The organism is Streptomyces sp. NPDC057287 (assembly GCF_042667905.1).
Taxonomy (GTDB): Bacteria; Actinomycetota; Actinomycetes; order Streptomycetales; family Streptomycetaceae; genus Streptomyces.
This window is the reverse complement of the sequence record NZ_JBHUYV010000002.1, coordinates 1-25995: the sequence shown is the minus strand read 5'-3', so window position 1 is coordinate 25995 and position 25995 is coordinate 1. Positions and strand designations below refer to the sequence as shown.

The window sequence follows — 25995 nt, the reverse complement described above, 5'->3', positions numbered from 1 at the left end:
CGAGGTGGGGTTCATGCAGGCCCGAAGCCCGACATTCCACTCGCCGGTCCGACCTGTGCCGGACCGGCCCTCAGCGCCGTGCATGGCGGATCTTCAGCCGTCCGAAACCCATGGTGCCGGAGATCCGGATCCTCGGCCCGCTGCCGCGGGAACGCCTCCGAGCCCTGTAGCGCCAGTCCTTCCACCCGGTGTGCAGCTCTTCGACATCGACGATCGCGTCGCGAGGCACCGTGATCCTGGCCTTGCCGCTGCCGAGTTGCAGCTCGATGTCGACCTCCGAATGCTCGAACACGGCACGGGACAAGTCGAGGTGCACGTGTCCGAACGCGGAAGTGACGGTGAGCTTCCGCGGCACCCGCCATGTGCCGCGCCGCCGGATCCGTCCACCGGCGGCGGCGATCGTGGACGTGGTGCCCTCGTCCTTGGCCGGGAGCAGGCCGAGGATCGACACGAGTTCGCCGCGCGTCCTGGCACCGAGCGCCCGGCCGAGGCCTTCGTCCATCTCCTCGTGCGAGATGTGCCCGTCGGCATAGGCCTCTTGCAGGCGCCGCAGAGCCGTGTCACGGACGTTCTCGCTGATCGGCGACGACGGATCTTCCGGCAGTGAGGTCACCGTCTCACCCTAGCCCCGCGCCGGCACCGCGGGCATGCCAAGCTCCGCGATACGCACGGCATTTGACCGGCCTGACCATCCACAGCGCCGCGAGGACGGGCGGCCGGGCCGTCGTGCCGCAGCCCTCTGCCGATCGTTTCCGCTCTGCGCCGCAGAGGAGTCGTCCGCCGGGGTAGTCGGTGGTGCAGGAACGTGTGACACGGCGAGCAGGCCACCGTCGGGTGGCCGGTGAGGTGGGCACTGATGGCGAAGCTGTTGCTGTGGGGCGTGGACCACACCCTGATCGAGACCCGGGGAGTCGGGCGGGAGATCTTCGCCGACTGCTTCGAGCAGGCCACCGGGCAGGTGATGAAGGAGCGGGCGCCGGCTGACGGGATGACGGAATCCGGCGTCTTCCGCCGGACCGCGGAGCTCCACGGCGTCTCCGGCGACCGGCCCGTGTTCGAGACGTTCGCCCGGCTCTCCGCCGAGCAGTACGAGACCCGGGCCGCCGAGCTGCGCCGACGTGGGCGAGCCCTGCCCGGGGCGGCGGACGCCCTGGCGGTGGTCGCCGGCCTGGGCGATGTGGTGCAGAGCGTGGTCTCCGGGAACATCACGGCGGTGGCGCGGACCAAGCTCACCGTGTTCGGGCTCGGCAACCGTCTCCGCTTCCCGCTGGGCGGCTACGGGGAAGACCACGAGGAGCGCCACGAACTGGTCCGCGTGGCCATGCAGCGCACCCGGAGCGCCCTGGACATCCCCCTCACGGCGGAGAACGTGGTGCTGATCGGCGACTCACCCTCCGACGCCGCCGCGGGCCTCACCCACGGAGTGCGGGTCATCGCCGTGGCCACGGGGCGATCCACCACGGCGGAGCTCCGTGACGCGGGAGCCGATGACGTGCTGCCCGACCTGACCGACCCCGGCGCCCTCCTGGACGCGCTCACCGGTCGCTGAGCGCGTTCCGGCAGGGAAATGTGCCGCGGCGAACGATGATGACGTACCGGGGGGCTTGGGGATCGAATTAGCTTAGGCTAACCTTCTTTCGTGTCGAAAACCCCCAGGCTCATGCCCAAGCATCCCGGTCTGTTCCGTGGCGAAGTGGTCCGCAGCGAGCGCTTCTCCCCGTCGATACAGCGCGTGACGATCACCGGTGCCAACCTCAGCGACTTCCCGTGGCTGGGGTACGACCACTGGTTCCGCCTCTTCCTGCGTCTGCCGCACCAGGTGGAGTTTGTACTCCCGGAACTCTCCGGTTCGCGCTGGTGGGACCCCTATTACGCCATCCCCGAAGACGTACGGCCGCACTGCGCCAACTACACCGTCGCCGATTTCCGCCCCGAGGCGTCCCAGATGGACATCGACTTCGTCGTGCACTGCGGGCCGGAGGGTGAGGCCGAGGGCGCCGCGGCGATCTGGGCGTGCGCGGCCCGGGCCGGTGATCCGGTCGCCCTGCTGGACCAGGGCCTCATCTTCGACCGCCCGGGCGACGCCACCGAGGTGCTCGTCGTCGCCGACGAGAGCGGGCTGCCGTCCACCGCCGGCATCCTCCGCTCCCTCCCGCGCGACACCGTGGGACGGGTCATCCAGGAGGTCCCGCTCGCCGAGGACCGCCGCCCGCTGGACGCACCGGCCGGTGTCTCCGTGACCTGGGTGATCCGCGACGACGCGGCCGCGGTGCCCGGAGCCGCCGCCCTGGACGAACTCCGCCGCCACGACGCCGTCGACGCGGCGGGCTACGCGTTCGTCGTCGGCGAGTCCACGCTCGCCACCGAGGGCCGCCGCCACCTCGTCCGCGCGGGCCTCCCCAAGGACCGCATCACCTTCTCCGGCTTCTGGAAGAGCGAGAAGAAGGTGGCGCTCGCTCACGCCTGACAGGCGGGTGAAGCGAGTCCGGGGGCGGGGCGGGGCCCGGGCGCCGCACCACCGCCGGTGGCGCTCAGTGGAATTCCTGGGCACGGTGGAGGCATGAACCCGCCCGTCACCGTCCATCCACTCGGTGCCGACGGTGGCCGCCGCGTCTCCGTCCGCACCGCCGGTGAGACGCACATCCTCGGCATCGCCTACAACGACCGCGATGTCATCGAGTTCCTCCGCCGCGCCGGCCTCGACGACCCCGAGCAGCTCCTGGACGACTCGGGCTGGGTGCGATGGCGCGGCGGCCGCCCGCACGAGTGGCTCGCCGCCTGAGCGCCTCCACCTGCGGCACGACCGGGGGTACCGACCGGACCGCACGGAACCCTGTGACGGCGCCGGGCTCGTCGGCACTGCGAGTCTCCGTGCGACACGGGGCCGGCCTCGGCGACCTGCCCGGAGGCGGCGCGTCGCCCACCCGCTCTCCGGCCCGGCCCGGAGCAGGCGCGTCGCCCGGCCGGGCCGGGCCGGAGTGCGGGTGGGAGCGCGGTGTGGATAAGTGGCAGGGAGCCCTGTCCACCACCCACGGAGTGCACATGTCCGAGGCCGTACCGGATCCCGTCGTGGTCCAGCCCGTCGTAGCACCGCTGACCAGCGCCGCGGTGGTCCTGGTCGCGACGGTCGAGCCGGGCGGCGAGACCGCGGTACGTGAGGTGCTGCCCGACCTGGCGGCGTTCGCCCGGTCGATCGGCTTCCGGGTTCCGAGTGCCGGGCTGGCCTGCGTGACGGGCTTCGGCTCGGACGTCTGGGACCGGTTGTTCGCGGGCCCCAGGCCGGCGCACCTCCACCCGTTCCAGGAGTTGCGGGGCCCCGTCCACCGCGCTCCGGCCACACCGGGCGATCTCTTGTTCCACGTCCGCGCCGAGCAGATGGACGTCTGTTACGAGTGGGCCTCCCAATTGCTCGGACGGCTCGGCGGCGCGGTGAAGGTCGTCGACGAGGTCCACGGCTTCCGCTACTTCGACCACCGGGATCTGCTGGGCTTCGTCGACGGCACGGAGAACCCGGTGGGCGACGACGCCAGGGCCGCGGCCATGGTCGGCCCGGAGGATCTCTCCTTCGAAGGCGGCAGCTACGTCGTCGTGCAGAAGTATCTGCACGACCTCTCAGGCTGGAACGCGCTGAGCACCGAGCAGCAGGAACGGATCATCGGCCGCACCAAGTTCACCGACATCGAGCTCGCGGACGACGTCAAGCCCGCGGATTCGCACGTCGCCCTGAACACGATCACCGAGGACGACGGCACCGAACGGGACATCCTGCGCGCCAACATGCCGTTCGGAAGCTTCGAACAGGGCGAGTTCGGCACGTACTTCATCGGTTACGCGGCCGATCCGGGCGTCACCGAGCAGATGCTCCGCAACATGTTCCTGGGCAGCCCACCCGGCACCCACGACCGCATTCTCGACTTCTCCACCGCGGTCACCGGCACGCTCTTCCACACCCCGAGCGCCGACTTCCTCGACGATCCCCCACCACCGCCCTCCCCCGCCGGGACCACAGCCGTTCCGGAGGCGCAGTCCGCGGAAGCCCGGTCCCCCGGTCCAGCGGTGGTCCGCGACGGTTCGCTGCGCATCGGCAGCCTGCAAGAAAGCGCCCCGTGATGAACAATCTGCACCGTGAGCTCGCTCCCGTCACCGATTCGGCCTGGGAGCAGATCGAGGAAGAGGCCAGGCGCACCTTCAGCCGTCACGTGGCGGGCCGCCGGGTCGTCGACGTCAGTGACCCGCAGGGGCCGGGGCTCTCCGCGGTAGGCGACGGGCACCTGCGGGACATCGACCCGCCCACCCCCGATGTGATCGCGCGCGCCCGGACCGCGACGCCCGTCATCGAGTGGCGGGTGCCCTTCGCGGTGTCCAGGGCGGCCGTCGACGACGTGGAGCGCGGTTCCGAGGACAGCGACTGGCAGCCGGTCAAGGACGCGGCCCGCACCTGTGCGTTCGCCGAGGACATGGCCGTCATCGACGGGTACGCGGCGGCCGGCATCACGGGTCTTCGGGACGGTTCGTCGCACGCGCCGCTACCGCTGCCCGCCGACGCGCGGGACTATCCGGCCGCGGTGAGCCAGGCGCTGACCCGTCTGCGGCTGGCGGGGGTCGACGGGCCCTACCGCCTGCTGCTCGGCGCCGACGCGTTCACCGAGGCCACCGAGACCTCCGACCACGGCTATCCGGTGGCCACCCACCTGGCCAGGCAGCTGGACGAACCCATCCTGTGGGCGCCCGCCGTCGCCGGAGGGCTCCTGCTCTCGACCCGCGGCGGCGACTTCGAACTCTGCCTGGGCCAGGACCTGTCCATCGGGTACGTGGACCACGACGCGACGAGCATCCGGCTCTACTTCCACCAGGCGTTCACCTTCCGGATGCTCACACCCGAGGCCGTGGTCCCTCTCATCGCCTGAACGCACCGATCTGCGAGGCTCCCATCAACGACACCCGCCGCACGCCACCGCCGGACTCCGGGACGGCCGGGCGCTCCCCCCTCGCCCCGCGCTCCGCCCGATTCGCCGAGGCGTTGCGCCTCGCGGTGGCGGAAGGGCTGCTCGGCGAGAAGCGACCCCTCGCCGGCTTCCTGGACGCGGACGGGATACGCGACTCAACAGACGCACTGAGGGACGCCTTCGCCGCCGAGCCGGGCGTGCGGGTGCTGCACACCTTCGCCGCGAAGGCCGCCTCGCTGATCCCGGTGCTGCGACTGCTCGCCGCGAGCGGCATGGGCTGCGAAGTCGCCAGCCCGGGTGAGCTGAGGCTCGCGATCGAGGCCGGTTTCCTTCCGGCGCGGATCGTCCTGGACTCCCCCGCCAAGACCCGCGACGAGCTGCGGCTGGCCCTTGCTCTGGGTGTCGCGGTGAACGCGGACAGCTTCGGTGAGCTGCGCCGCATCGAGGAACTCCACTCCCCCGGCTCTGCGTCTCTCCTCGGACTGCGGGTGAATCCGCAGGTGGGGGGCGGTTCCATCGGCGCCATGAGCACAGCGACGGCCACTTCGAAATTCGGCGTGGCCCTGCGTGACCCCGGGGCACGTGAGCAGGTCGTCCGGGCGTTCGCGGAGCGCCCCTGGCTGACCCGGCTGCACGCCCATGTCGGCTCGCAGGGCTGCTCACTGGAGCTGATCGCCTCGGGCATCGCCGAGACGTACCGGCTCGCCGAGGAGATCAACGAACGGCTGGGCACGCGCCGGGTCACCGGGATCGACATCGGGGGCGGGCTGCCGGTGAACTTCGCCGACGACGAGGTGCGCCCCGCCTTCGCCGAGTACGTGGCGGCTCTCCGCGCCGCGGCTCCCGGGATCTTCGACGGGCACTACGACCTGGTCACCGAATTCGGCAGATCCCTCCTCGCCAAGAACGGCTTCATCGCTGCACGTGTCGAGTACACGAAGCAAGCGGGCGGGCGCCGCATCGCACTCACCCACGCCGGGGCGCAGATCGCCACCCGCACCGTCTTCATGCCCGATGCCTGGCCGCTCCGGGTCGGAGCGTTCGACGGGAACGGCAGCCCCCGGAGCGGGCCGCCGATGGTCCAGGACATCGCGGGGCCGTGCTGCTTCGCCGGGGACATCGTGGCCCATGCCAGGGAACTGCCCGAGCTGCGGGAGGGCGACTTCGTGACCCTGTACGACACGGGGGCGTACTACTTCTCCACCCCATGGGCCTACAACAGTCTGCCCCGGCCGGCCGTGTACGGATTCGCCGGCGAAACCGGCGGCATGCGCTTCGCCCCGGTGCGCGACCCGCAGTCACTGGACTCGGTGGCGGAGGAGAGCGGGCTGGCCCACGCCGACGCCCTGGCCCAGCTCCGGGGGCGGACCTGAGGGCTGTCCCGTAATCCCTGGTGGATCAGCGCGCGGCGTCAGATGCGGTGCATCGCAAGACGGAGGGGCGTCCGCATACTGGATGTATTCGGGCGTTCCGACAACGCGGCGAGGTGCCGTAGCTGTCGTCGTACGCCCGCCAGGGATTACGGGACAGCCCTTAGCGGGCTCGGGCTCACCCCGCCGGCTGGGGCGAGGGCTCCGGCTCGGGTACCGGTTCGGGGTTCGGGTTCGGCGGCTGCGGAATCGGATCGGGCGCCGGGCCGGGAGGCACGGGGGTCGGCGGCCCCGGCACGGGCGGGGGCGAGGGCACGGGGGTCGGCGGCCCCGGCACGGGCGGCGGCGTCGGCGCGGGCGGTACGGGGTCGGGATACGGGTGCGTCATCTCGGGCCTCCAACTGCGACGGACGGGAGACGGTGGACCTCATGTCCACCGTCTCCCCGTGCGGCTGCCCGCGCCTGCCGAGTCCATACGTGCACACCGCGACACCGGTCGCCGGGGTCCCCCGGCCGGCCCCGCAACAGCGCGGGCTGTCCGCCGAGCCGCTGCTCTGCCGGGCGCACCCGTTCCCCCGGGCCCTCTGCCACCCGGCCCGGGTGGCAGAGGGCCTCGTGTCGACGCACGGACAGAGGGAGGGGGCCCTCTCCCAGTGAGGTGCGCGCGGCGGGGTCAGCTCCGCCCGGCTACGGCCTGCGGGCTGCGCTCGGTGCGTGTACCCGGCACGGGGGCGGACGCGTCCGACCCCAGGGCCACGATGCGGTTCCCCGCGTCGACGTGCACGACGCTCGGCACGAGGGCACGCGCCTCGACATCGTCGACCTGGGCGTAGCTGATGAGAATGACCAGGTCACCCGGGTGCACCAGGTGGGCGGCTGCGCCGTTGATGCCGATGACACCGGATCCGCGCTCACCTTCGATGACGTAGGTCTCGAGGCGGGCGCCGTTGTCGATATCCACGATGTGGACGAGCTCACCGGGCAGCAGATCCGCGGCGTCCATCAGATCGGCATCGACCGTCACGGAACCCACATAGTGCAGGTCGGCCTGGGTGACGGTGGCACGGTGAATCTTCGACTTGAACATGGTACGCATCATGAGGGCACTCCGTCTACTAGGCTCCCTGCCTGCGTACTTGCAGGTCAAGGGCGGTGCGTCCAGATTACAACGAGTCGCACGTCCGGGCAGGGGTCAGCAGGTTTTTCAGGACTGGTGCTGACCCAATGCTGACTCTCTTACAGGCGGCGGTTGTTCGCAGGACTGATCGCCAAGGCGCTGACTCCCGGCAAGAGCCCGGGGGCTGCCTCGTCACGATGGTCATCGGCATCGCGGGCGGGCTGCTCGGCGGCCGGCTCGGCAAGGTGATCTTCGGCGTGACTCGATCGACGGGATTCTCCCGCCTGTCGACGTGGATCGCCGCCGCCGTCGGTTCGATCCTCGCCCTGATGGTCTACCGGCTGGTCGCGGTACAGCGCTCCCGCTGACCCGGCCCGCGCCCTCAGGCGGTCCGCGCCTGCAACTTCTCGGCGAGTCGATTCGACCGTTTTTGCCTACATTGGTATAGGTCCAGTAGGGCAGCCGTAGCAGGAAGCATCGCCGACGGGTCTACAGAAGACAGACAAGAGGAAACGACGACATGACCGACACCTCGCGCAAGCCGACCACCTCCGACTCCGGCGCCCCGGCAGAGAGCGACGAACATTCCCTCACCGTCGGCCCGGGCGGACCGATCCTGCTCCAGGACTCCTACCTGATCGAGCAGATGGCCCAGTTCAACCGCGAACGCATCCCCGAACGCCAGCCGCATGCCAAGGGCAGCGGTGCCTTCGGGAAGTTCGAGGTGACCTCGGACGTGTCCGCGTACACGAAGGCCGCGCTCTTTCAGCCCGGCACCACGACCGACCTGGTCATCAGGTTCTCGACCGTCGCCGGGGAGCGGGGCAGCCCGGACACCTGGCGGGACCCGCGCGGTTTCGCGGTGAAGTTCTACACCAGCGAAGGCAACTACGACATGGTGGGCAACAACACCCCCGTGTTCTTCGTGAAGGACCCGATGAAGTTCCAGCACTTCATTCGGTCCCAGAAACGCCGGGCGGACAACAACCTGCGCGACCACGACATGCAGTGGGACTTCTGGACCCTCTCGCCCGAGTCGGCACACCAGGTCACCTGGCTGATGGGCGACCGCGGAATCCCGCGCACCTGGCGCCACATGAACGGCTACACCTCACACACGTACATGTGGATCAACGCGCAGGGCCAGCGGTTCTGGGTGAAGTACCACTTCAAGACCGACCAGGGCATCGAGACGTTCACCCAGCACGAGGCCGACCAGATGGCCTCCGCAGACACGGACTACCACACGCGTGATCTCTTCGAGCACATCCGCGACGGGGAGTACCCGAGCTGGACCCTCAAGGTTCAGGTCATGCCGTACGAGGACGCGAAGGACTACCGGTTCAACCCCTTCGACCTGACGAAGGTGTGGCCGCACGGCGACTACCCGCTGATCGAGGTCGGCCGGATGACGCTGGACCGCAACCCCACGGACAACCACGCCGAAATCGAGCAGGCGGCCTTCCAGCCGAACAACTTCGTGCCGGGCATCGGCCCGAGCCCGGACCGCATGCTCCTGGCACGGCTGTTCTCCTACGCCGACGCGCACCGCCACCGCATCGGCGGCAACTACCAGCAGCTCCCCGTCAACGCCCCCGTCGTCCCGGTGTACACGTACTCCAAGGACGGGGCGATGGCATACCGGAAGACCTCCGACCCGGTCTACGCCCCGAACTCCAAGGGCGGCCCGGAGGCGGACACGGAGCGCTACGGCTCGCCGCCGAGCTGGTACGCGGACGGCGACATCACCCGGGCGGCGTACGTCGACCACGCCCAGGACGACGACTGGGGCCAGGCGGGCACGATGGTCCGCGAGGTCCTGGACGACGCGGCGCGGGACCGGCTGGTGGACAACATCGTCGGCCACCTCCTCAACGGCGTCAGCGAACCGGTCCTCCAGCGGGCGTTCCAGTACTGGTCGAACGTCGACAGCACGCTCGGCAAGCGCGTCGAGCAGGGCGTCCGCGCGAAGGCCGGTGAGAAGGACCCGAAGGCGGGCGAGCAGGGCAACCCGGCCCGCTCGTCAATGCAGCACAAGGCCTGATGCCTGGCCGCCGGCCGCCCGGAAGGGGGTCGGCGGCCCCTCCCTTTCAGTGCAGAACCAGACCACCGACCGGGACGGAATCCACCCGGCCGGAAGCGGGCAGGGGCCGCGCCAGGTCGAGCCGATTCCACCAGCGAGGCCCTGGTGGATCAGCGCGCGGCGTCAGATGCGGTGCATCGCAAGGCGGAGGGGCGTCCGCATACTGGATGTACTCGGGCGTTCCCACAACGCAGCGAGGTGCCGTAGCTGTCGTCGTGCGCCCGCCAGGGATTACGGGACAGCCTTTAGACTTCCTGCCTGCGTTTTTGCAGGTCAAGTGCTGTTTCCCTACAGTGCAACGAGTCGCGTGGCAGGTCAGCTCCCGCCCCCGCCGGGACCCCGACGAATGATGCCAGTCACCCACAACGTGGCCTGCGCACCGGCATGCGGTTCCGAGATCACCCACCGGCCTGCAGCCGCCCCACCGCGACGTCGACCCCCTCCGAGCCGCCCGCAGGCCTTCGAACGCGGACGGCGGCCACCCAGGAGCCCCTCCCCCGAAGCACGGGGGGCACGGACCGAGGGCCCGTACAGCCACCCACCAGGGCGATCTCGCAAGCCGGACTTGCGGCAGCCAGCCGGTCGATCGCCGTGGCCGAGGCCGGTGGTCCGGTCAGACAAAAATCGACTCTTAATAAAAGATGAAAGATAAGTGCTACACGCTTCTTGACCACGCGGGTGGGCCGGGCCAAAGTTTCGGAGAGCGCTCTCCCGTCAGATCGTTTCTCAAGGAGCCCCCAGATGCCCGCAGTTGGCATACACCTCATAGCGGCACCGCCGCCCGGAGCTGCCCGCAAGGGACTCGTCGGAGCGGTCGTCACCGCACTGGCTGCCGCTCTGCTCGCTCTGACTCCGGCCACGGAGGCTGAGGCGGCGCCCGTGCTGCTGTCGCAGGGCAAGCAGGCGACGGCCTCCAGCCAGGAGCACTACGGAACGCCGGCCGCCGGCGCTGTCGACGGTGACCCCGGCACCCGCTGGTCGAGCGCCGCCTCCGACCCCCAGTGGCTGAGCGTCGACCTCGGTGCCCCCGCCGCCCTCGACCGGGTCGAGCTGAGCTGGGAGGCGGCATACGCGAAGACCTACCGCATCGAGGTGTCCGGCAACGGCACGGACTGGTCGACCGCCTACTCCACGACCACGGGGGCCGGCGGCACCGAGACCGTCGACGTCTCGGGGACCGCGCGCTTCGTCCGCATGCTCGGAACCGCGCGCGCCACCGGATACGGCTACTCCCTCTGGGAGTTCAAAGTCTTCGGCAGCGCGGACGGCGGCACGGGTCCGACCATTCCCGGCGGGGGCGATCTCGGCCCGAACGTACATGTTTTCGACCCCTCCACGCCTGGCATCCAGGCCAAGCTCGACCAGGTCTTCAGCGAGCAGGAGTCGGCGCAGTTCGGCAGCGGGCGGCATGCCTTCTTCTTCAAGCCCGGCACGTACGACAACATCAACGCGCAGATCGGCTTCTACACCCAGATCGCCGGCCTCGGTCTGAAGCCCGACGACACCACCTTCAACGGTGATGTCACCGTCGACGCCGGCTGGTTCAACGGCAACGCCACCCAGAACTTCTGGCGTTCGGCCGAGAACCTGGCACTGAAGCCGGTCAGCGGCACCAACCGCTGGGCCGTCTCCCAGGCGGCCTCGTTCCGCCGCATGCACGTCAAGGGGGATCTGAGCCTCGCACCCGACGGCTACGGCTGGGCCAGCGGCGGCTACATCGCCGACAGCAAGATCGACGGCCAGGTCGGCCCCTACTCGCAGCAGCAGTGGTACACCCGCGACAGCACCATCGGCGGCTGGACCAACGGCGTCTGGAACATGACCTTCTCGGGCGTCGAGGGTGCTCCCGCGAACAGCTTCCCCGAGCCCCGGTACACCACGCTCGACACCACGCCGACCTCGCGCGAGAAGCCCTTCCTCTACATGGACGGCAACGAGTTCAAGGTCTTCGCGCCGGCCAAGCGCACCAACGCGCGGGGCACCAGCTGGGCCGACGGCACCCCGCAGGGCACGTCCATCCCGCTCAGCAAGTTCTACGTCGTCAAGCCCGGGGCCACGGCGGCGACGATCAACGCGGCCCTGGAGCAGGGGCTGAACCTGCTCTTCACTCCCGGCATCTACCACGTCGACCGGACCATCGACGTGAAGCGGGCCGACACCGTCGTGCTGGGTCTCGGTCTCGCCACGATCATCCCCGACAACGGTGTGACCGCCATGAAGGTCGCCGACGTCGACGGGGTGAAGCTCGCCGGCTTCCTCATCGACGCCGGACCGGTCAACTCCCCGACTCTGCTGGAGATCGGTGGACAGGGAGCCTCCGCCGACCACGCCGCCAACCCCACCACCGTCCAGGACGTCTACGTCCGCGTCGGTGGCGCGGGCCCCGGCAAGGCGACGACCAGCATCCTCGTCAACAGCGACGACGTGATCATCGATCACACCTGGGTGTGGCGCGCCGACCACGGCGAAGGTGTGGGCTGGGAGACCAACCGCGCCGACTACGGGCTGCGGGTCAATGGCGACGACGTACTGGCGACCGGCCTGTTCGTCGAGCACTTCAACAAGTACGACGTCGAGTGGTACGGCGAGCGGGGCAAGACGATCTTCTACCAGAACGAGAAGGCGTACGACGCACCCAGCCAGGCCGCCATCCAGAACGGCGCCACCAAGGGCTACGCCGCCTACCGCGTCGACGACTCCGTGAACGTCCACGAGGGCTGGGGCATGGGCAGCTACTCCAACTACAACGTCGACCCGACGATCCGTCAGGACCACGGCTTCAAGGCGCCTGTGAAGCCCGGAGTCAGGTTCCACAGCCTGCTCGTGGTCTCCCTCGGCGGCAACGGCCACTACGACCACGTCATCAACGACACCGGGTCGCCCACCTCGGGCACCTCGACGGTCCCGTCGACCGTGGTGTCCTACCCCTGATGATCCTCCGGTCCGGCCCGCCGGGCCGGACCGGGAACAACGCCCTCCGGGCGGGGTTCATCCCCGCGCCCCCGCCCGGAGGGGCAGCACCGGACACGCGCGAGAACAGGGGCACCCCGCTCCGTCGAACGGACGGGCCGCCCTCCCCACACGCCGGACGGCTCCAGGAACCCCCTGCGCATGACCCGCCGCCCGGAACTCCGAGACCTGCCAGGAGCAGATATGTCACCACTCCTCCCACACCCGTCACCGGCACGGCGCCGCGTCGGCGTGCCCCTCCTAGCCCTCGGCGCCCTCATCGCGTCGTCACTCACCGTCACGGCCTCCCCTCCCGCCCAGGCCGCCGAGACCCTGCTGTCCCAGGGCAGACCTGCTACGGCCTCCTCCCACGAGGGCGAGGCGTTCGGGGCGGCCGCAGCGGTGGACGGCAATCTCACCGGGACCCGCTGGGCCAGCCAGTGGAGCGACCCCCAGTGGATCCAGGTCGACCTCGGCAGCAAGCAGAACCTGAGCCGTGTCGTGCTCACCTGGGAGGCGGCGCACGCCAAGAACTACGAGCTCCAGGCCTCCGACAACGGCACCGACTGGCGCTCCCTGAAGACCGTCACCGGAAGTGACGGCGGCACCGACGACGTCGCCGTGTCCGGCGCCGGCCGCTACGTCCGGATGCTCGGTACGGCCCGCTCCGGTGGCTACGGCTACTCGCTGTGGGAGTTCCAGGTCTACGGCAACGGTGACGGCCCGCCTCCCGCGACCGGAGGCGCGGTCGCCGTGACCGGCTCGCAGGGCAACTGGCAGCTCACCGTCGGCGGCAAGCCCTACCAGGTCAAGGGGCTCACGTGGGGGCCGTCCGTCGGCGACGCGGCCCGCTACATGCCGGACCTCAAGTCGATGGGTGTGAACACCATCCGGACCTGGGGCACCGACGGCTCCAGCAAGCCCCTGCTCGACGAGGCAGCCGCCAACGGCATCCGGGTCGTCAGCGGCTTCTGGCTCCAGCCCGGCGGTGGCCCCGGCAGCGGTGGCTGCGTCAACTACGTCACCGACTCCGCGTACAAGAGCAGTTCGCTCACCGAGTTCGCCAAGTGGGTCGACGTCTACAAGAGCCACCCCGGTGTCCTGATGTGGAACGTCGGCAACGAGTCGGTGCTCGGCCTCCAGAACTGCTACAGCGGCACCGAGCTGGAGAACCAGCGCAACGCGTACACGTCCTTCGTCAACGACGTCGCCAAGAAGATCCACTCGATCGACCCGGACCACCCGGTCACCTCCACCGACGCGTGGACGGGCGCCTGGCCGTACTACAAGCGCAACGCCCCTGACCTCGACCTCTACTCGATGAACTCCTACGGCGACATCTGCAACGTCCGCGGTGCCTGGGAGCAGGGCGGCTACACCAAGCCCTACATCATCACCGAGGGCGGACCGGCGGGCGAATGGGAGGTCCCGGACGACGCCAACGGCGTACCCGACGAGCCCACCGACGTACAGAAGGCCGAGGGCTACACCAAGGCGTGGGGCTGTGTCACCGGACACCAGGGGGTGGCGCTCGGTGCCACGCTGTTCCACTACGGGCTGGAGCACGACTTCGGCGGCGTCTGGTTCAACCTGCTGCCCGACGGTCTGAAGCGCCTGTCCTACTACGCGGTGAAGAAGGCGTACGCGGGGTCGACGAGCGGGGACAACACACCGCCCGTCATCACGAACATGGGCGTCACTCCGGCGTCCTCGGCGCCGGCCGGCAAGGAGTTCACGGTCCGTGCGGACGTGCGGGACCCGGACGGCGACCCGGTGAAGTACAAGATCTTCCTGAGCGGCAACTACGCCAGCGGCGACAAGGGGCTCGTCGAGGCCCAGTGGCGGTCCACCGGCAACGGCACGTTCGCCGTCACCGCGCCCGAGAAGCTCGGTGTGTGGAAGGTGTACATCCAGGCCGAGGACGGCCGTGGCAACGCCGGGATCGACACGAAGTCGGTCAAGGTCGTCGCGCCGCCCGTGGACGGCACCAACGTCGCGCTGAACAAGCCCGCCACCGCCTCCTCCTTCCAGGCCTCCTACGGTGACTGCCCGTGCCCGGCCGGCCTTGCCACGGACGGGAAGACGGAGACACGGTGGGCCAGCGACTGGAGCGACCCCCAGTGGATCCAGGTCGACCTCGGAAGGCCGACCGCGTTCCGGAAGATCCAGCTGGTCTGGGACCCCGCCTACGCCAAGTCCTACGACGTGCAGGTCTCCGACGACGGCACCAACTGGCGCACGGTCCACACGACCACGTCGGGCAACGGGGACATCGACACGATCGACGCCTCCACCACCGCCCGGCACGTGCGGCTCCAGCTGAAGGCCCGAGGCACGGCCTGGGGCTACTCGTTGCACGAATTCGGCATCTACAGCTGATCAGGGCGGAGCGTGCCGTATGACCGGCAGGGCCCGGCCGTCGCCGTAACGGGGCGGCCGGGCTCTCCCCTCACGCGGGAGCGCCCGGAATCCGGCGATGATCAGGACCGCGGCCGTGCGCAGGTGCGGCGGCACCCACGCACGGTCCGCGATCCGGCGCCCCTCAACGGCGCACCCGGAGATCCGAAACGCGCCTCATGTCGCCCCGCCCGCCCGCCCGGCCGGGCGGGCGGGCGGGGGCCCGGCACGCATGCTCCCATGCGCGCGTACCGGTCCGCGTCCGGCCGGGCGGGGTCGATCAGCCCAGGCTCCACTGCTGGTTGGCGCCGCCATTGCAGGTCCACAACTCCAGCGGGGCGCCGTTGACGTTCCCCGCCGGCTTGTCACCACCTGTGACATCCAGGCACAGTCCCGACTGGATACCGGTGATGGTCCCGTCGGCGTTGAGCCTCCACTGCTGGTTGGCCCCGCCGTTGCACGTCCACAGCTGCACCGCTGTGCCCCGCGTGGTCCCGTTCTCGTGGACGTCGACGCACTGCGTGCCGTTGTAGAGGCGCAGCTCACCGGCGGCGGTGAGCGTCACGGCCTGGTTGGGGCGGCCGTTGCAGTCCCAGATCTCGATCTTGGTCCCGGGCGCCGTCTCGGCGCCTTCCGCGTCCAGGCAGCGCTGGGAGGAGGCGCTGATCAGCGGACGGGTCGTACCGACGCTGCTGCCGGTGCCGGGCGAGACCCTGTACATCACCGTGCCGTGCGCGGGTACGGACGCGCTGATCGTGCCGCTGGTCGACGACACCACCTTGGACCACAGGTTGGAGAGCTTGTACGAGGCCGCGCCCGGCAGTCCGACCGCGGCGGCCGTGGTGCTGACGGTGGCGGTGGAGCTGCTCTCATTGGTGAGGGTGACCGAGCGGTCACCGTTGGCCAACTGCTTGGTCATCACGACGAGTCCGCCGGAGGAGGAGACGACGGTGCCCTGCTTGCCCAGGGGATCCTGGTCGACGGCGATGACGTCGCGGTTCTCCAGGATGCTCAGCGTCGCCGCGCTCGCGGTGCGTATGTCGCTGCCGATGAGCAGAGGTGCGGCCATCTGCGCCCACAGGCTGAAGTGGGTGCGGTACTCGGTGTCGGTCATGCCGCCGTTGCCGACCTCCAGCATGTCCGGGTCATTCCAGGCACCGGGTTTGGCGTACTGCGCCCGCGGCTGGTTCTCATGGGTGTTCTCGAGCATCTTCGACCAGGTGTCGTTGATGTCACCGGTGGTGCGCCAGGCGTTGCCGATGGCCGGTGCCCAGTTCCAGGGGGAGTTGGAGCCCCACTCGCAGATGCTGTAGAGAATCGGGCGGCCGGTGGCCGCGAGGGCGTCGCCCATCGTCTTGTACCGGGTCCGCGCGTCGGCGCCGGTGTTGTTGCAGTTGTCGTACTTCAGGTAGTCCACACCCCAGGAGGCCCACTGGGTGGCGTCCTGCTTCTCGTAACCGAGGCCACCGGGAAAGCCCTCGTCCGCGCAGGTCTTGGTGCCCGCACTGGAGTACAGACCGAATTTCAGCCCCTTGGAATGCACGTAGTCGGCTACGGCCTTGATGCCGTTCGGGAAGCGCACCGGGTCGGGGACCAGGTTGCCGGCGGCATTCCGCGAGGGCAGCGCCCAGCAGTCGTCGAGATTGACGTAGGTGTAACCCGCGGCTTTGAGGCCCTTCGCGACGAAGGTGTCGGCGATGCCCTTGATCATCGCTTCGTCGAACTGCGATCCGCAGCCCGTGGTGTTCCAGTTGTTGAAGCCCATCGGAGGGGTCCGGGCCAGGCCGTTCTCCACCGCTGCGGCCTCCGGCGCGGCGGCGATCTGCGTACCGGCCGTGACTCCTGCGGTCACCACGGCCGCCCCGGTCAGACCGCTGAGGGCCAGCGTGAGCGAGGCGACCGAGGCCCCTAAGCGCTGTCTGAAACTGTGTTGTTCGCTGGACATATGCGACTCCTGAGGAGAGGTTTGACGCACAATTCACCAAGGTCGAACGAAAGCAACCACATTTGACCGTCGTAACAGACAGGTGTCAAGGGGGTGCGCACGGTGTTCCGCGGCCTCCCGGCGCGCATGAGCACCCCTTCGCCCCCGAACCGCAGGACGCACCTGGACCCGTGCGACGACGCCACCAGGAACGGCACCCGGGCGAGCGGCCGGCCGCGTGACGACGCCACCGACCGGATGAAGTCCACGCCGCCGGCGGAAGTCGGGGGGCACCCATCGACTGCCCAGGTCCCCACCCGGCCGCTTTGTCTCCCTGCGGGAAAAAGTTCCAGCCCTGTACGTCAAAAGGCTTTCTGACGGAAGGAAAAGCCATTACCTTCCTGACCTGAACCGGACAACAAGGACCGGGTGCTCTCCTCCCCCTGGGGCATCCGGCTCCCGGCGCGACGGCACGCGCCTGTGCTCCACCCCCGACCCCGTCTTCACACGGAGGATTCGCGTGCACAGGAAACTGATCAGACCTCTCGCGGCCCTGGCGTGCACCTTAGCCGTCACCGCGGGCGCCCTCACCGCCCAGCAGAGACCTGTCGAGGCCGCACCCATGGCGGCCGAGGAGTTCCAGCAGGTCACCCTGGCCAAGGGAGTGGCGGAGACCGGTGAGCCGATGACGCTCGCCGTCCTGCCCGACCGGTCCGTCCTTCACACCTCGCGGGACGGCACCCTGCGCCTCACCGACGCGGCCGGCACCACCAAGGTCGCCGGGCGGCTCAACGTCTACTCGCACGACGAGGAGGGGCTGCAGGGCGTCGGTGTCGACCCCGGCTTCACCACCAACCGCTTCGTCTACCTGTACTACGCCCCGGTGCTCTCGACTCCCTCGGGGGACGCCCCGGCCAACGGTTCGGCGGCCGACTTCACACCGTTCGACGGCGTCAACCGGCTCTCACGCTTCGTCCTGAAGACCGACGGCACGCTCGACACGGCTTCCGAGAAGAAGGTCCTGGACGTCCCGGCCAGCCGCGGTCTCTGCTGTCACGTCGGTGGAGACATCGACTTCGACGCCCAGGGCAACCTGTACCTCTCGACGGGCGACGACAGCAATCCCTTCGCCTCCGACGGGTTCACCCCCATCGACGAGCGTTCCGGCCGCAACCCCGCCTACGACGCCCAGCGTTCGGCGGGCAACACCAACGACCTCCGCGGCAAGGTCCTGCGCATCAAGGTGAACGCGGCGGGCGACTACTCCATCCCGTCGGGCAACCTGTTCGCGCCGGGAACCGCGAGGACCAGGCCCGAGATCTACGCCATGGGGTTCCGCAACCCCTTCCGGATGAGCGTCGACAAGCCGACCGGCACCGTCTACCTCGGTGACTACGGCCCCGACGCCGGCACGGCGAGTGCGAGTCGCGGGCCTGCCGGGCAGGTCGAGTTCAACCGCATCACCAAGGCGGGCAACTACGGCTGGCCCTACTGCACCGGCAAGAACAACGCCTACGTCGACTACAACTTCGCCACCTCGACGTCCGGAGCCGCCTTCTCCTGCTCCGCCCCCAAGAACACCTCGCCCAACAACACCGGCCTGACCGATCTGCCTGCCGCCCAGCCCGCCTGGATCCCCTACGACGGGGGGTCGGTTCCCGAATTCGGCAGCGGTTCCGAGTCACCCATGGGCGGGCCCGTCTACCGCTACGACGCGGCCTCGACCTCGGACGTCAAGTTCCCCCAGAGCTACGACGGCGACTTCTTCGCCGGCGAGTTCGGCCGCAAGTGGATCAAGCGCATCGAGCAGGGCACCGACGGCACCGTGCAGTCGATCAACGCCTTTCCCTGGCAGGGCACCCAGGTCATGGACTCGGCCTTCGGGCCGGACGGCGCCCTCTACGTACTCGACTACGGCACGGGCTACTTCAACGGGGACGCGAACAGCGCCGTCTACCGCATCGAGCACATCACCGGCGGGCGGTCCCCGCTCGCCAAGGCGGCAGCCGACCGCACCTCCGGGGGCGCCCCCCTCGCGGTGAAGTTCTCCTCGGCGGGCAGCTCCGACCCCGACGGTGACCCTCTCTCCTACGCCTGGAAGTTCGGTGACGGCACCACTTCCACCAGCGCTTCCCCCTCCCACACGTACTCCTCCAACGGGCGTTACACCGCGGAGCTGACGGTCTCCGACGGCACCGGGAAGACCGCGACCGCGTCGGTGATCATCACCGTCGGCAACACGGCGCCGAGCGTCACCCTCGAACTGCCCGTCGACGGCTCCGTCATCGACCCGGGTGCCGCCGTGCCCTTCAAGGTCACCGTCACCGACCCCGAGGACGGAACGGTCGACTGCTCCAAGGTGAAGGTCACCTTCATCATCGGCCACGACAGCCACGGCCACCCGCAGACCTCCGCCACCGGCTGCTCCGGAACCGTGCAGACCATCGCCGACGGTGAACACGACCCCAACGCCAACATCTTCGGCGTCTGGGACGCCGAGTACACCGACAAGGGGGCGAACGGACAGCCGGCGCTGACCACCCATGACCAGAACCTCAGCCAGGGCAGCCAGCGCCAGGCCGAGCACTTCGGGGACTCCGCCGGTGTCACGATCGTCGACAAGGCCGAGGCGCACGGCGGGAAGGCCGTCGGCTACATCGACAACGGCGACTGGATCTCCTTCAAGCCGTACCTCCTCGCCGACGTCACCAAGCTGACGGCCCGCGTCGCCTCCGGTGGCGCAGGAGGGACCCTGGAGGTCCGGGCGGGCTCGCCCACCGGCACTCTGCTCGGGTCGGCGGCCGTCCCCGCCACCGGAGGGTGGGAGTCCTTCCAGGACGTGTCCACGAACCTCACCGCCCGTCCGGCCGGCACCACCACGCTTCACCTCGTCTTCAAGGGAGGCAGTGGATCCCTCTTCGACGTCGACGACTTCACCGTCACCACGAGTGCGCAGCCCGCCCGGACCGGAAAGATCACGGGGATCGGCGGCAAGTGTGTCGACGTCGCTGCCGGAGCCACGGCCGACGGAACGCAGATCCAGCTCTACGGCTGCAACGGGACGACCGCCCAGAGCTGGACGGTCGGGACGGACCAGACGCTGCGCGCGCTCGGCAAGTGCCTGGACATCAGCGGCGGCGGCACGGCCGACGGCACGAAGATCCAGCTCTACGGCTGCAACAACACCGGGGCCCAGAAATGGGCGCCCCAGTCCGACGGCACTCTGAAGAACCCGGTGTCCGGCAAGTGCCTGGACGCTGCCGGTGGGTCTTCGGCCGACCAGACCAAGCTCCACCTGTGGACCTGCAACTCCGGTGCCAACCAGAAGTGGATCCTGCCATGAGCCGACTCCACGGGCGCCTTGCCGCCTGGGCCGCGTGCGCCCTGCTCGCCACGGCCGCCCTCCCCACGGCTGTTTCCACCGCCGCACCCGAGGCCGGGGCACCCACCCCGGCCGGCGTCTCCGCGGCGGCCGCCGCCGACCCGCGGTACGACGTCCTGGTCTTCTCCAAGACCGCCGGATTCCGCCACTCCTCCATCGACGAGGGCATCACCGCCCTGCGCGAGCTGGGCGCCGCCAACAACTTCGCCGTGACCGCGACCGAGGACGCGGCCGCCTTCACCACCGCCAACCTGGCCGGCTACGAGGCCGTCGTCTTCCTCTCCACCACCGGCGACGTGCTCAACAGCGCGCAGCAGACCGCCTTCGAGAGCTACATCACGGGTGGCGGAGGCTATGTCGGCATTCACGCGGCTGCCGACACCGAATACGACTGGGCCTGGTACAGCGGCCTCGCCGGGGCGCTGTTCAAGTCCCACCCGCAGATCCAGCCGGCCACGGTCAGGGTCGAGGACCGCGCCCACGACGCCACCGCCCACCTCGGCCCTACCTGGCAGCGGACCGACGAGTGGTACGACTACCGCACCACCCCCCGGACCACCGCGCACGTCCTGGCCTCGCTCGACGAGTCCACGTACAGCGGAGGCACGATGGGCGGCGATCACCCGATCGCCTGGTGCAAGGACTACCAGGGCGGGCGTGCCTTCTACACGGGCGGCGGCCACACCGAGGACTCGTACGCCGATGCCGCCTTCCGCCGCCACCTGCTCGGGGGCCTACGGTGGGCCGCACGCCTGACGGAGGCCGACTGCGGTCCGGAGACGGGCTACACCTCTCTGTACGGAACCACGGGCACCGGCGGATGGAAGCAGGCCGGACCTGGTTCCTTCACCGATTCCGACGCCACTCTCACCTCACAGGGCGGCCTCGGCCTGCTCTGGTACCAGGCCAAGGAGTACAAGGCATACTCCCTGAAACTCGACTGGCGGCAGGCCGGCGACGACAACTCCGGTGTGTTCGTGGGCTTCCCGGCCTCGGACGACCCGTGGTCGGCCGTCGACAAGGGATACGAGATCCAGATCGACGCGACGGACTCCGCCGACCGTACGACAGGGTCCGTCTACGGCTTCAAGTCGGCCGACCTGTCCGCCCGCGACGCGGCGCTCAACCCGCCGGGAGAGTGGAACACCTACGAGATCCGGGTCGAGGGCGAACGCCTCCAGCTCTTCCTCAACGGCCGCAGGATCAACGACTTCACCAACACCGATCCCGTCCGTAGCCTCCAGCAGGGCCACATCGGCCTGCAGAACCACGGCACGGGTGACGACGTCTCGTTCCGCAACGTCCGCATCAAGGAGCTCGGCGGCACGACCGGGCCCAAGGAGGGCGCCGTCACGGGCATCGGCGGCAAGTGCCTCGACGTCGCGAGCGGCGCGAGCGCCGACGGTACGCAGATCCAGCTGTGGACCTGTAACGGCTCGGCGGCCCAGAAGTGGACGGCCGGAACGGACCAGACGCTGCGGGCCCTGAGCAAGTGCCTGGACATCAGCGGCGGCGGCACGGCCGACGGCACGAAGATCCAGCTCTACGGCTGCAACGGCTCGGGCGCCCAGAAGTGGGTGCCGCAGTCCGACAGCACGCTGAGGAACCCGCAGTCGGGCAAGTGCCTGGACGCGTCGGGCGCCTCCTCGGCGGACGGCACCAAGATCCATCTCTGGGCGTGCCACACCGGCGCCAACCAGAAGTGGGCGCTGCCCGGCTGAAGAACACCTTGACTCCGGGGTCACCGCGGGAGGCGGTGACCCCGGAACCGGCCGCACCACCGGGCCGGTGACGGCGGCGGGGCGTGAAGCCGAGCGCCCTGCCGCCGTTCCTGCCGCTCCTGCCGCTCCTGCCGCTCCTGCCGCTCCTGCCGGAATGCCACGCCCCCGGACGTCGAGCCACGGACATCCCCGGACCCGCCCGCCCCTCGGCCGTGTCCCGTCACGGCGCACCACAGGACGGTGCTCCGGCCACTGGACGCGACCGGAGCACCGCCGTGCTTCACCTCATTCGATGGCCTGGTTCAGCGACCGGCCCACGTCCACGTCTGACCGTCGGTGCCGTTGCAGGTCCAGAGCTGCAGCTCCGTACCGTTCGCGGTCTTCCCGCCCTTCACGTCCAGGCACAGGCCGGACTTCTGGGCGACGACGGTGCCGTCGCTCTTCACCGTCCACTTCTGCGACGTACCGCCGTGGCAGTTCCACTGCGAGACCCTGGTTCCGGGAGTGGTCCCGTTCTCGAAGACGTCGAGGCATTCCGTGGCGCCCATGGTGCGCAGTTCACCGCTGGAGGTCGGCGTGATCAGCTGGTTGAGGCCGCCGTTGCAGTCCCAGATCTGCGTCTTGGTGCCGGGCAGGTAGACGTTGCCGTCGATGTCGATGCACTTACCGGTCCCGGCGCTGACCAGAGTGCCGGTGCCGCCCGTCCCCGAGGTGGGGACCGCCGAGACGAGGGCGACCCCGCCGGGGGCCACGCTCGTGGTGTAGGTGCTGACGGTGCCCAGCGGCTTGTCGTTGTTGATCATGTCGGTGATCTTCGCCGAACCGCTGAGCCCGAGCTGGGCCAGCGGGACACTGAAGGTGTGGCTGGAGGTGGTGTCGGTGTTGAACACACCGATGTACCAGGTGCCGTTCTTCTCACGCTTGGTGAATACCTGCTGGTCACCGTTCTTGATCACCCGGGCGGCGGGAATTCCGTCCTGGTCGATCGAGATGAGCCTCTTGTTTGCCAGCAGCGCTTTGTCGGCCGGGTCGAGATTCGTCAGGTCGGCACCCAGCATGTACTGGGAGCTGGCCAGCGCCCACAGCGCCATGTTCGTCTGCCGCTGCGGCGGGGTGATGCCGTCGTTGTCACCGTTGCCGACACCGAAGGAGTCCAGGTCGTTCCATCCTCCCTTCCGTGCGTACGGCTGGTACTTGGCGGCGTCGTCGAACCGCTTGTAGACGTTCTCCCAGCTGGTGAGCGGGAAGCTGTAGCCCTTCGGACTGGCACCTATGTCACCGTCGATACGCCAGGAGTTGGACAGCTCCGACCAGGTGGAGGAGGCTGACAGGCTGGCGGACAGGTTCAGTGCGACGGGACGGCCGGTCTTCTCCAGCGCCTCGGACCACGCCCTGACGTCGGCGGTCTTCGACGGACCGACCCCGTCCAGCTTCAGGTAGTCCACCCCCCAGTCGGCGAACTGCTGGGCCCAGGAGTCGATGAACTCCTGGGCACCGGGCTTGCTGAAGTCGATGTTCCGCATGCCCTTGCAGTTGAAGTTGCTCGCACTGCTCGTCATGGCGATCTGGTCCGCGGTGTACGAGGTGCCCGCGATCTTCGTCTTCTTCGCCACCGCCTGGGCGGAGATGCCCGGTGTCACGTACAGGCCGTACTTCAGCCCCTTGCCGTGCACGTAGTCCCCGAGGACGTGCATGCCGTCCTTCGAACCACTGCCCGGGAACAGCGATCCGTCCGTAACCCAGCGGCCGTTGGAGTCCACGTCAGGGCCCTGACTCCCCGGGCACTTGTACCAGAAGTCGTCCATGTTGGCGTAGTTGTAGCCGAGGTCCTTCAGCCCGCTCGACACGAGGGCGTCGACCTGCGCCTTGAACTTGGCTGCTGTGGGGTCACGCTGCAGGTAACCCCAGCCGCTCCAGCCCATCAGCGGTGCGTCGACCGCCAGACCGTTGTCCAGCATGGGGGCCGCGGCGCCAGCCGGCGCCTCGGCCTGCACGGCCGTCGAGGCCACCTGCCTGGTCGACCCCACGGCCTGTGGCGCCGCCAGTGCGGCGCCGACGGTGACGGTCAGCGCCAGCACCATCCATCGAGATCTCATCTGTCCTCAACTTTCCTTCGTAGGAGCGCGCAGCCGGAGACGGCGCGCAGTGGTCGCGAGAGGAGCTCTCGTCTTCGCTGGGGTGCAGTGGAACGGTCCCCTTCCCGGACGTGTCCGGTCGGCCGACCACGTCCGGACGTGCAGCAGCAGACAGGCGCACCGTGGACACACCCCCTTGGCCACCCCTGGAAGCCATCCACCGGGCCACAGCGTCAGGCAGCCCCGAGGCCACCACGCCGGCACACATCGGCTGACACGGCGGGCGGCCGGGCGGAGCCGGGGAAGGCCGTTCCCGGCCGCGACTCATGTACGGCAACCGAGCTGCTGGAAGGGGGAGTCGATCGCACGCTGGTCGTACTCGTCCGAGCGGGCAGTCGACCCGCACCCAGCGAAGGCGATGGTGGACAGTGTGCTGTCTCGTTTCTTTTTCCGTCAAGCCTCAAGACAACCCAACAGTTCACAACACGACAGCCGAGCCCTAAGCTGCAGACCGAAGCGTCGAACTTCGCCGACCTCCCGCCGGGCCCCGCCCACAACGGCAGCGATCTTCAGGTAGTTCGACCACTTTGGTTCACTCACATGAACGGCTACCCCGCCCGCCGACGCTTCAACTCGTATACAGCGCAGCGGGGTTGACCCTGCGGTCGCACCCGGCCTAGCCTCACCATTTATCGAGGTTCAAGTGAGAGATCGACGTTCACATACATAAACCTCAGGCTCGATGCCTCAGAGAAGGCGAACAGGAGCCAGGAGGGCATCCCTACACCCCCAGGGAGGGCACGCCGTGAAGAACCTCTCCAGCAGGCGGCAGATTCTGGGCGCCATGGCAGGCGGCGTCATCGCCACCTTCGTCTCAGGCGGCACAGCTTCCGCCGCTCAGACCTACACACCGCCCGCCTTACGTACCCGGCTGAACCTCAACTCCGGCTGGCGCTTCCACAAGGGCGATGCCGCCGGAGCCGAGGCAGCCGACTTCGACGACGGGGCGTGGAGCGCGATCAGCGTGCCGCACACCTGGAACGCCCTGGACGGCGCTGACGGTGGCAACAACTACTACCGAGGCGCCGGTTGGTACCGCAAGCACGTCACCGTGCCCGCGAGCCTGGCGGGAAAGATGTTGTTCCTCCAGTTCGCCGGGGCCAACCAGGTGGCTGACGTCTGGGTCGACGGAGTTCACCTCGGCCGGCACCGCGGCGGGTACTCCCGTTTCCGATTCGGCGCCACCGGGACACTCAAGCCCGGCAAGGACTGTGTGCTGGCGGTCAAGGTGACCAACTCCCCCGACCCCGACGTCGCTCCTCTGGACGCGGACTACACCTTCCAGGGCGGCATCTACCGCAACGTCAGCCTCCACGCCGTCGACAGGCTCGCGGTGCGGATGCTCGACTACGCCGGCCCCGGCGTGTACCTGCGCCAGCGGAGCGTGACAGCCGCCTCGGCCACCGTCGACGTCACGACGAAACTCTTCAACAACAACACCACCAGTCGCTCCGTAGTAGTACGTGCCGTTGTCACGGACACCGACGGCACGATCGTGGCCGACCGGAGCAGCGCCGAACAGTCGGTCAGGGCCGGCAGCGGCCTCGACGTCGCGCAGACACTGACAATCACCGAACCGCGCCTGTGGAACGGCCTGGCCGACCCCCACCAGTACAGCGCCCACATCGAGATCAGGGACGCGGCCGACGGGACCGTCAGAGATGTGGTCACCGAACCGCTCGGCCTGCGAAGCTTCAGCCTCGACGCGACGAACGGGTTCTCGCTCAACGGCAAGCACCTGAGCCTGCACGGAGTCAACCTGCACCAGGACCGCGGCGGGGGCGGGCGGGGGCGGGGCCGCCCCCCCCCCAACCCCGCCCAAGCCCCCCCCCAACAAGAACGGGGCCCCCCCCCCCCGGGGGGCCCCCGCCCCCCGGCGCCCCCCCTGAGTGCCCCCCCCGGCGGCCCGGGGGCCCGGTTCCCCGTACACCCGGGCCACCGGCGGTCCGGGAGAGCCGGTCCAGTCAGTCC

General features: G+C 69.3%; 16 protein-coding genes and 1 pseudogene. 13 read left to right on the top strand and 4 right to left on the bottom strand.

Going from position 1 to position 25995, the window contains the following annotated elements:
• Positions 1 to 70 precede the first annotated feature (70 nt).
• Entirely contained in the window at positions 71 to 613 is a 543-nt protein-coding gene (locus tag ACFUNE_RS03405; RefSeq protein WP_383561725.1) for a DUF1707 domain-containing protein, read from the bottom strand.
• 243 nt (positions 614 to 856) lie between these two features.
• On the opposite strand from ACFUNE_RS03405, the gene ACFUNE_RS03400 reads away from it, so the two are divergent.
• The 6 genes from ACFUNE_RS03400 to ACFUNE_RS03375 all read left to right on the top strand — a co-directional run bounded on the left by ACFUNE_RS03400 (position 857) and on the right by ACFUNE_RS03375 (position 6319).
• Positions 857 to 1549, top strand: coding sequence for an HAD family hydrolase (locus ACFUNE_RS03400; RefSeq protein WP_383561723.1), 693 nt, complete (start codon positions 857 to 859; stop codon positions 1547 to 1549).
• Positions 1550 to 1639: 90 nt separating this feature from the next.
• Entirely contained in the window at positions 1640 to 2467 is an 828-nt protein-coding gene (locus ACFUNE_RS03395; RefSeq protein ID WP_383561721.1) for a siderophore-interacting protein, read from the top strand.
• 93 nt (positions 2468 to 2560) lie between these two features.
• The gene (locus ACFUNE_RS03390) at positions 2561 to 2782 is read left to right on the top strand and encodes a hypothetical protein (protein WP_383561719.1); all 222 of its coding nucleotides are present in this window, start codon (positions 2561 to 2563) and stop codon (positions 2780 to 2782) included.
• Positions 2783 to 3042: 260 nt separating this feature from the next.
• A complete protein-coding gene (locus ACFUNE_RS03385) occupies positions 3043 to 4110 on the top strand; it encodes a Dyp-type peroxidase (protein ID WP_383562997.1) in 1068 nt (355 codons plus the stop codon).
• Complete coding sequence (locus ACFUNE_RS03380) at positions 4110 to 4907, top strand: family 1 encapsulin nanocompartment shell protein (RefSeq protein WP_383561718.1); 798 nt, start codon at positions 4110 to 4112, stop codon at positions 4905 to 4907. Before ACFUNE_RS03385 ends, ACFUNE_RS03380 begins: the two co-directional genes overlap by 1 nt.
• 125 nt (positions 4908 to 5032) lie before the next feature.
• The gene (locus ACFUNE_RS03375) at positions 5033 to 6319 is read left to right on the top strand and encodes a diaminopimelate decarboxylase (RefSeq protein WP_383562995.1); all 1287 of its coding nucleotides are present in this window, start codon (positions 5033 to 5035) and stop codon (positions 6317 to 6319) included.
• Positions 6320 to 6989: 670 nt separating this feature from the next.
• On the opposite strand, the gene panD is transcribed toward ACFUNE_RS03375, so the two are convergent.
• Positions 6990 to 7415 (bottom strand): aspartate 1-decarboxylase, encoded by a 426-nt coding sequence (gene panD / locus ACFUNE_RS03370; RefSeq protein ID WP_383561716.1) that lies wholly within the window; start codon positions 7413 to 7415, stop codon positions 6990 to 6992.
• A gap of 150 nt (positions 7416 to 7565) precedes the next feature.
• On the opposite strand from panD, the pseudogene ACFUNE_RS03365 reads away from it, so the two are divergent.
• The 4 genes and pseudogenes from ACFUNE_RS03365 (at position 7566) to ACFUNE_RS03350 (ending at position 14844) form a co-directional block, all read left to right on the top strand.
• Positions 7566 to 7801 (top strand): annotated as a pseudogene (locus tag ACFUNE_RS03365) (GlsB/YeaQ/YmgE family stress response membrane protein).
• A 152-nt stretch (positions 7802 to 7953) separates the two neighbouring features.
• Positions 7954 to 9477 (top strand): catalase, encoded by a 1524-nt coding sequence (locus ACFUNE_RS03360; protein ID WP_383561714.1) that lies wholly within the window; start codon positions 7954 to 7956, stop codon positions 9475 to 9477.
• A gap of 780 nt (positions 9478 to 10257) precedes the next feature.
• Entirely contained in the window at positions 10258 to 12447 is a 2190-nt protein-coding gene (locus tag ACFUNE_RS03355; protein ID WP_383561712.1) for a discoidin domain-containing protein, read from the top strand.
• Between the two features lie 222 nt (positions 12448 to 12669).
• On the top strand, positions 12670 to 14844 hold the full coding sequence (locus ACFUNE_RS03350; RefSeq protein ID WP_383561710.1) for a discoidin domain-containing protein: 2175 nt from the start codon (positions 12670 to 12672) through the stop codon (positions 14842 to 14844).
• Between the two features lie 298 nt (positions 14845 to 15142).
• Here ACFUNE_RS03350 and ACFUNE_RS03345 read toward each other — a convergent pair whose 3' ends face one another.
• A complete protein-coding gene (locus ACFUNE_RS03345) occupies positions 15143 to 16807 on the bottom strand; it encodes a glycoside hydrolase family 27 protein (protein ID WP_383561708.1) in 1665 nt (554 codons plus the stop codon).
• 499 nt (positions 16808 to 17306) lie between these two features.
• On the opposite strand from ACFUNE_RS03345, the gene ACFUNE_RS03340 reads away from it, so the two are divergent.
• Positions 17307 to 20129, top strand: a complete 2823-nt coding sequence (locus tag ACFUNE_RS03340; protein ID WP_383561706.1) for a PQQ-dependent sugar dehydrogenase — start codon at positions 17307 to 17309, stop codon at positions 20127 to 20129.
• Positions 20126 to 21889, top strand: coding sequence for a ThuA domain-containing protein (locus ACFUNE_RS03335; protein ID WP_383561704.1), 1764 nt, complete (start codon positions 20126 to 20128; stop codon positions 21887 to 21889). The genes ACFUNE_RS03340 and ACFUNE_RS03335 overlap by 4 nt, the downstream gene beginning before the upstream one ends.
• A gap of 302 nt (positions 21890 to 22191) precedes the next feature.
• Here ACFUNE_RS03335 and ACFUNE_RS03330 read toward each other — a convergent pair whose 3' ends face one another.
• The gene (locus ACFUNE_RS03330) at positions 22192 to 23985 is read right to left on the bottom strand and encodes a glycoside hydrolase family 27 protein (protein ID WP_383561702.1); all 1794 of its coding nucleotides are present in this window, start codon (positions 23983 to 23985) and stop codon (positions 22192 to 22194) included.
• A gap of 784 nt (positions 23986 to 24769) precedes the next feature.
• On the opposite strand from ACFUNE_RS03330, the gene ACFUNE_RS03325 reads away from it, so the two are divergent.
• The coding region (locus ACFUNE_RS03325; RefSeq protein ID WP_383561700.1) for a glycoside hydrolase family 2 protein at positions 24770 to 25995 on the top strand (1226 nt) is incomplete at its 3' end.

Coding starts and splice junctions, on each gene's coding strand:
- ACFUNE_RS03400 (WP_383561723.1), top strand. CDS start 857: ATGGCGAAGCTGTTGCTGTGGGGCGTGGACCACACCCTGATCGAGACC.
- ACFUNE_RS03390 (WP_383561719.1), top strand. CDS start 2,561: ATGAACCCGCCCGTCACCGTCCATCCACTCGGTGCCGACGGTGGCCGC.
- ACFUNE_RS03385 (WP_383562997.1), top strand. CDS start 3,043: ATGTCCGAGGCCGTACCGGATCCCGTCGTGGTCCAGCCCGTCGTAGCA.
- ACFUNE_RS03380 (WP_383561718.1), top strand. CDS start 4,110: ATGAACAATCTGCACCGTGAGCTCGCTCCCGTCACCGATTCGGCCTGG.
- panD (WP_383561716.1), bottom strand. CDS start 7,415: ATGATGCGTACCATGTTCAAGTCGAAGATTCACCGTGCCACCGTCACC.
- ACFUNE_RS03360 (WP_383561714.1), top strand. CDS start 7,954: ATGACCGACACCTCGCGCAAGCCGACCACCTCCGACTCCGGCGCCCCG.
- ACFUNE_RS03355 (WP_383561712.1), top strand. CDS start 10,258: ATGCCCGCAGTTGGCATACACCTCATAGCGGCACCGCCGCCCGGAGCT.
- ACFUNE_RS03350 (WP_383561710.1), top strand. CDS start 12,670: ATGTCACCACTCCTCCCACACCCGTCACCGGCACGGCGCCGCGTCGGC.
- ACFUNE_RS03345 (WP_383561708.1), bottom strand. CDS start 16,807: ATGTCCAGCGAACAACACAGTTTCAGACAGCGCTTAGGGGCCTCGGTC.
- ACFUNE_RS03335 (WP_383561704.1), top strand. CDS start 20,126: ATGAGCCGACTCCACGGGCGCCTTGCCGCCTGGGCCGCGTGCGCCCTG.
- ACFUNE_RS03330 (WP_383561702.1), bottom strand. CDS start 23,985: ATGAGATCTCGATGGATGGTGCTGGCGCTGACCGTCACCGTCGGCGCC.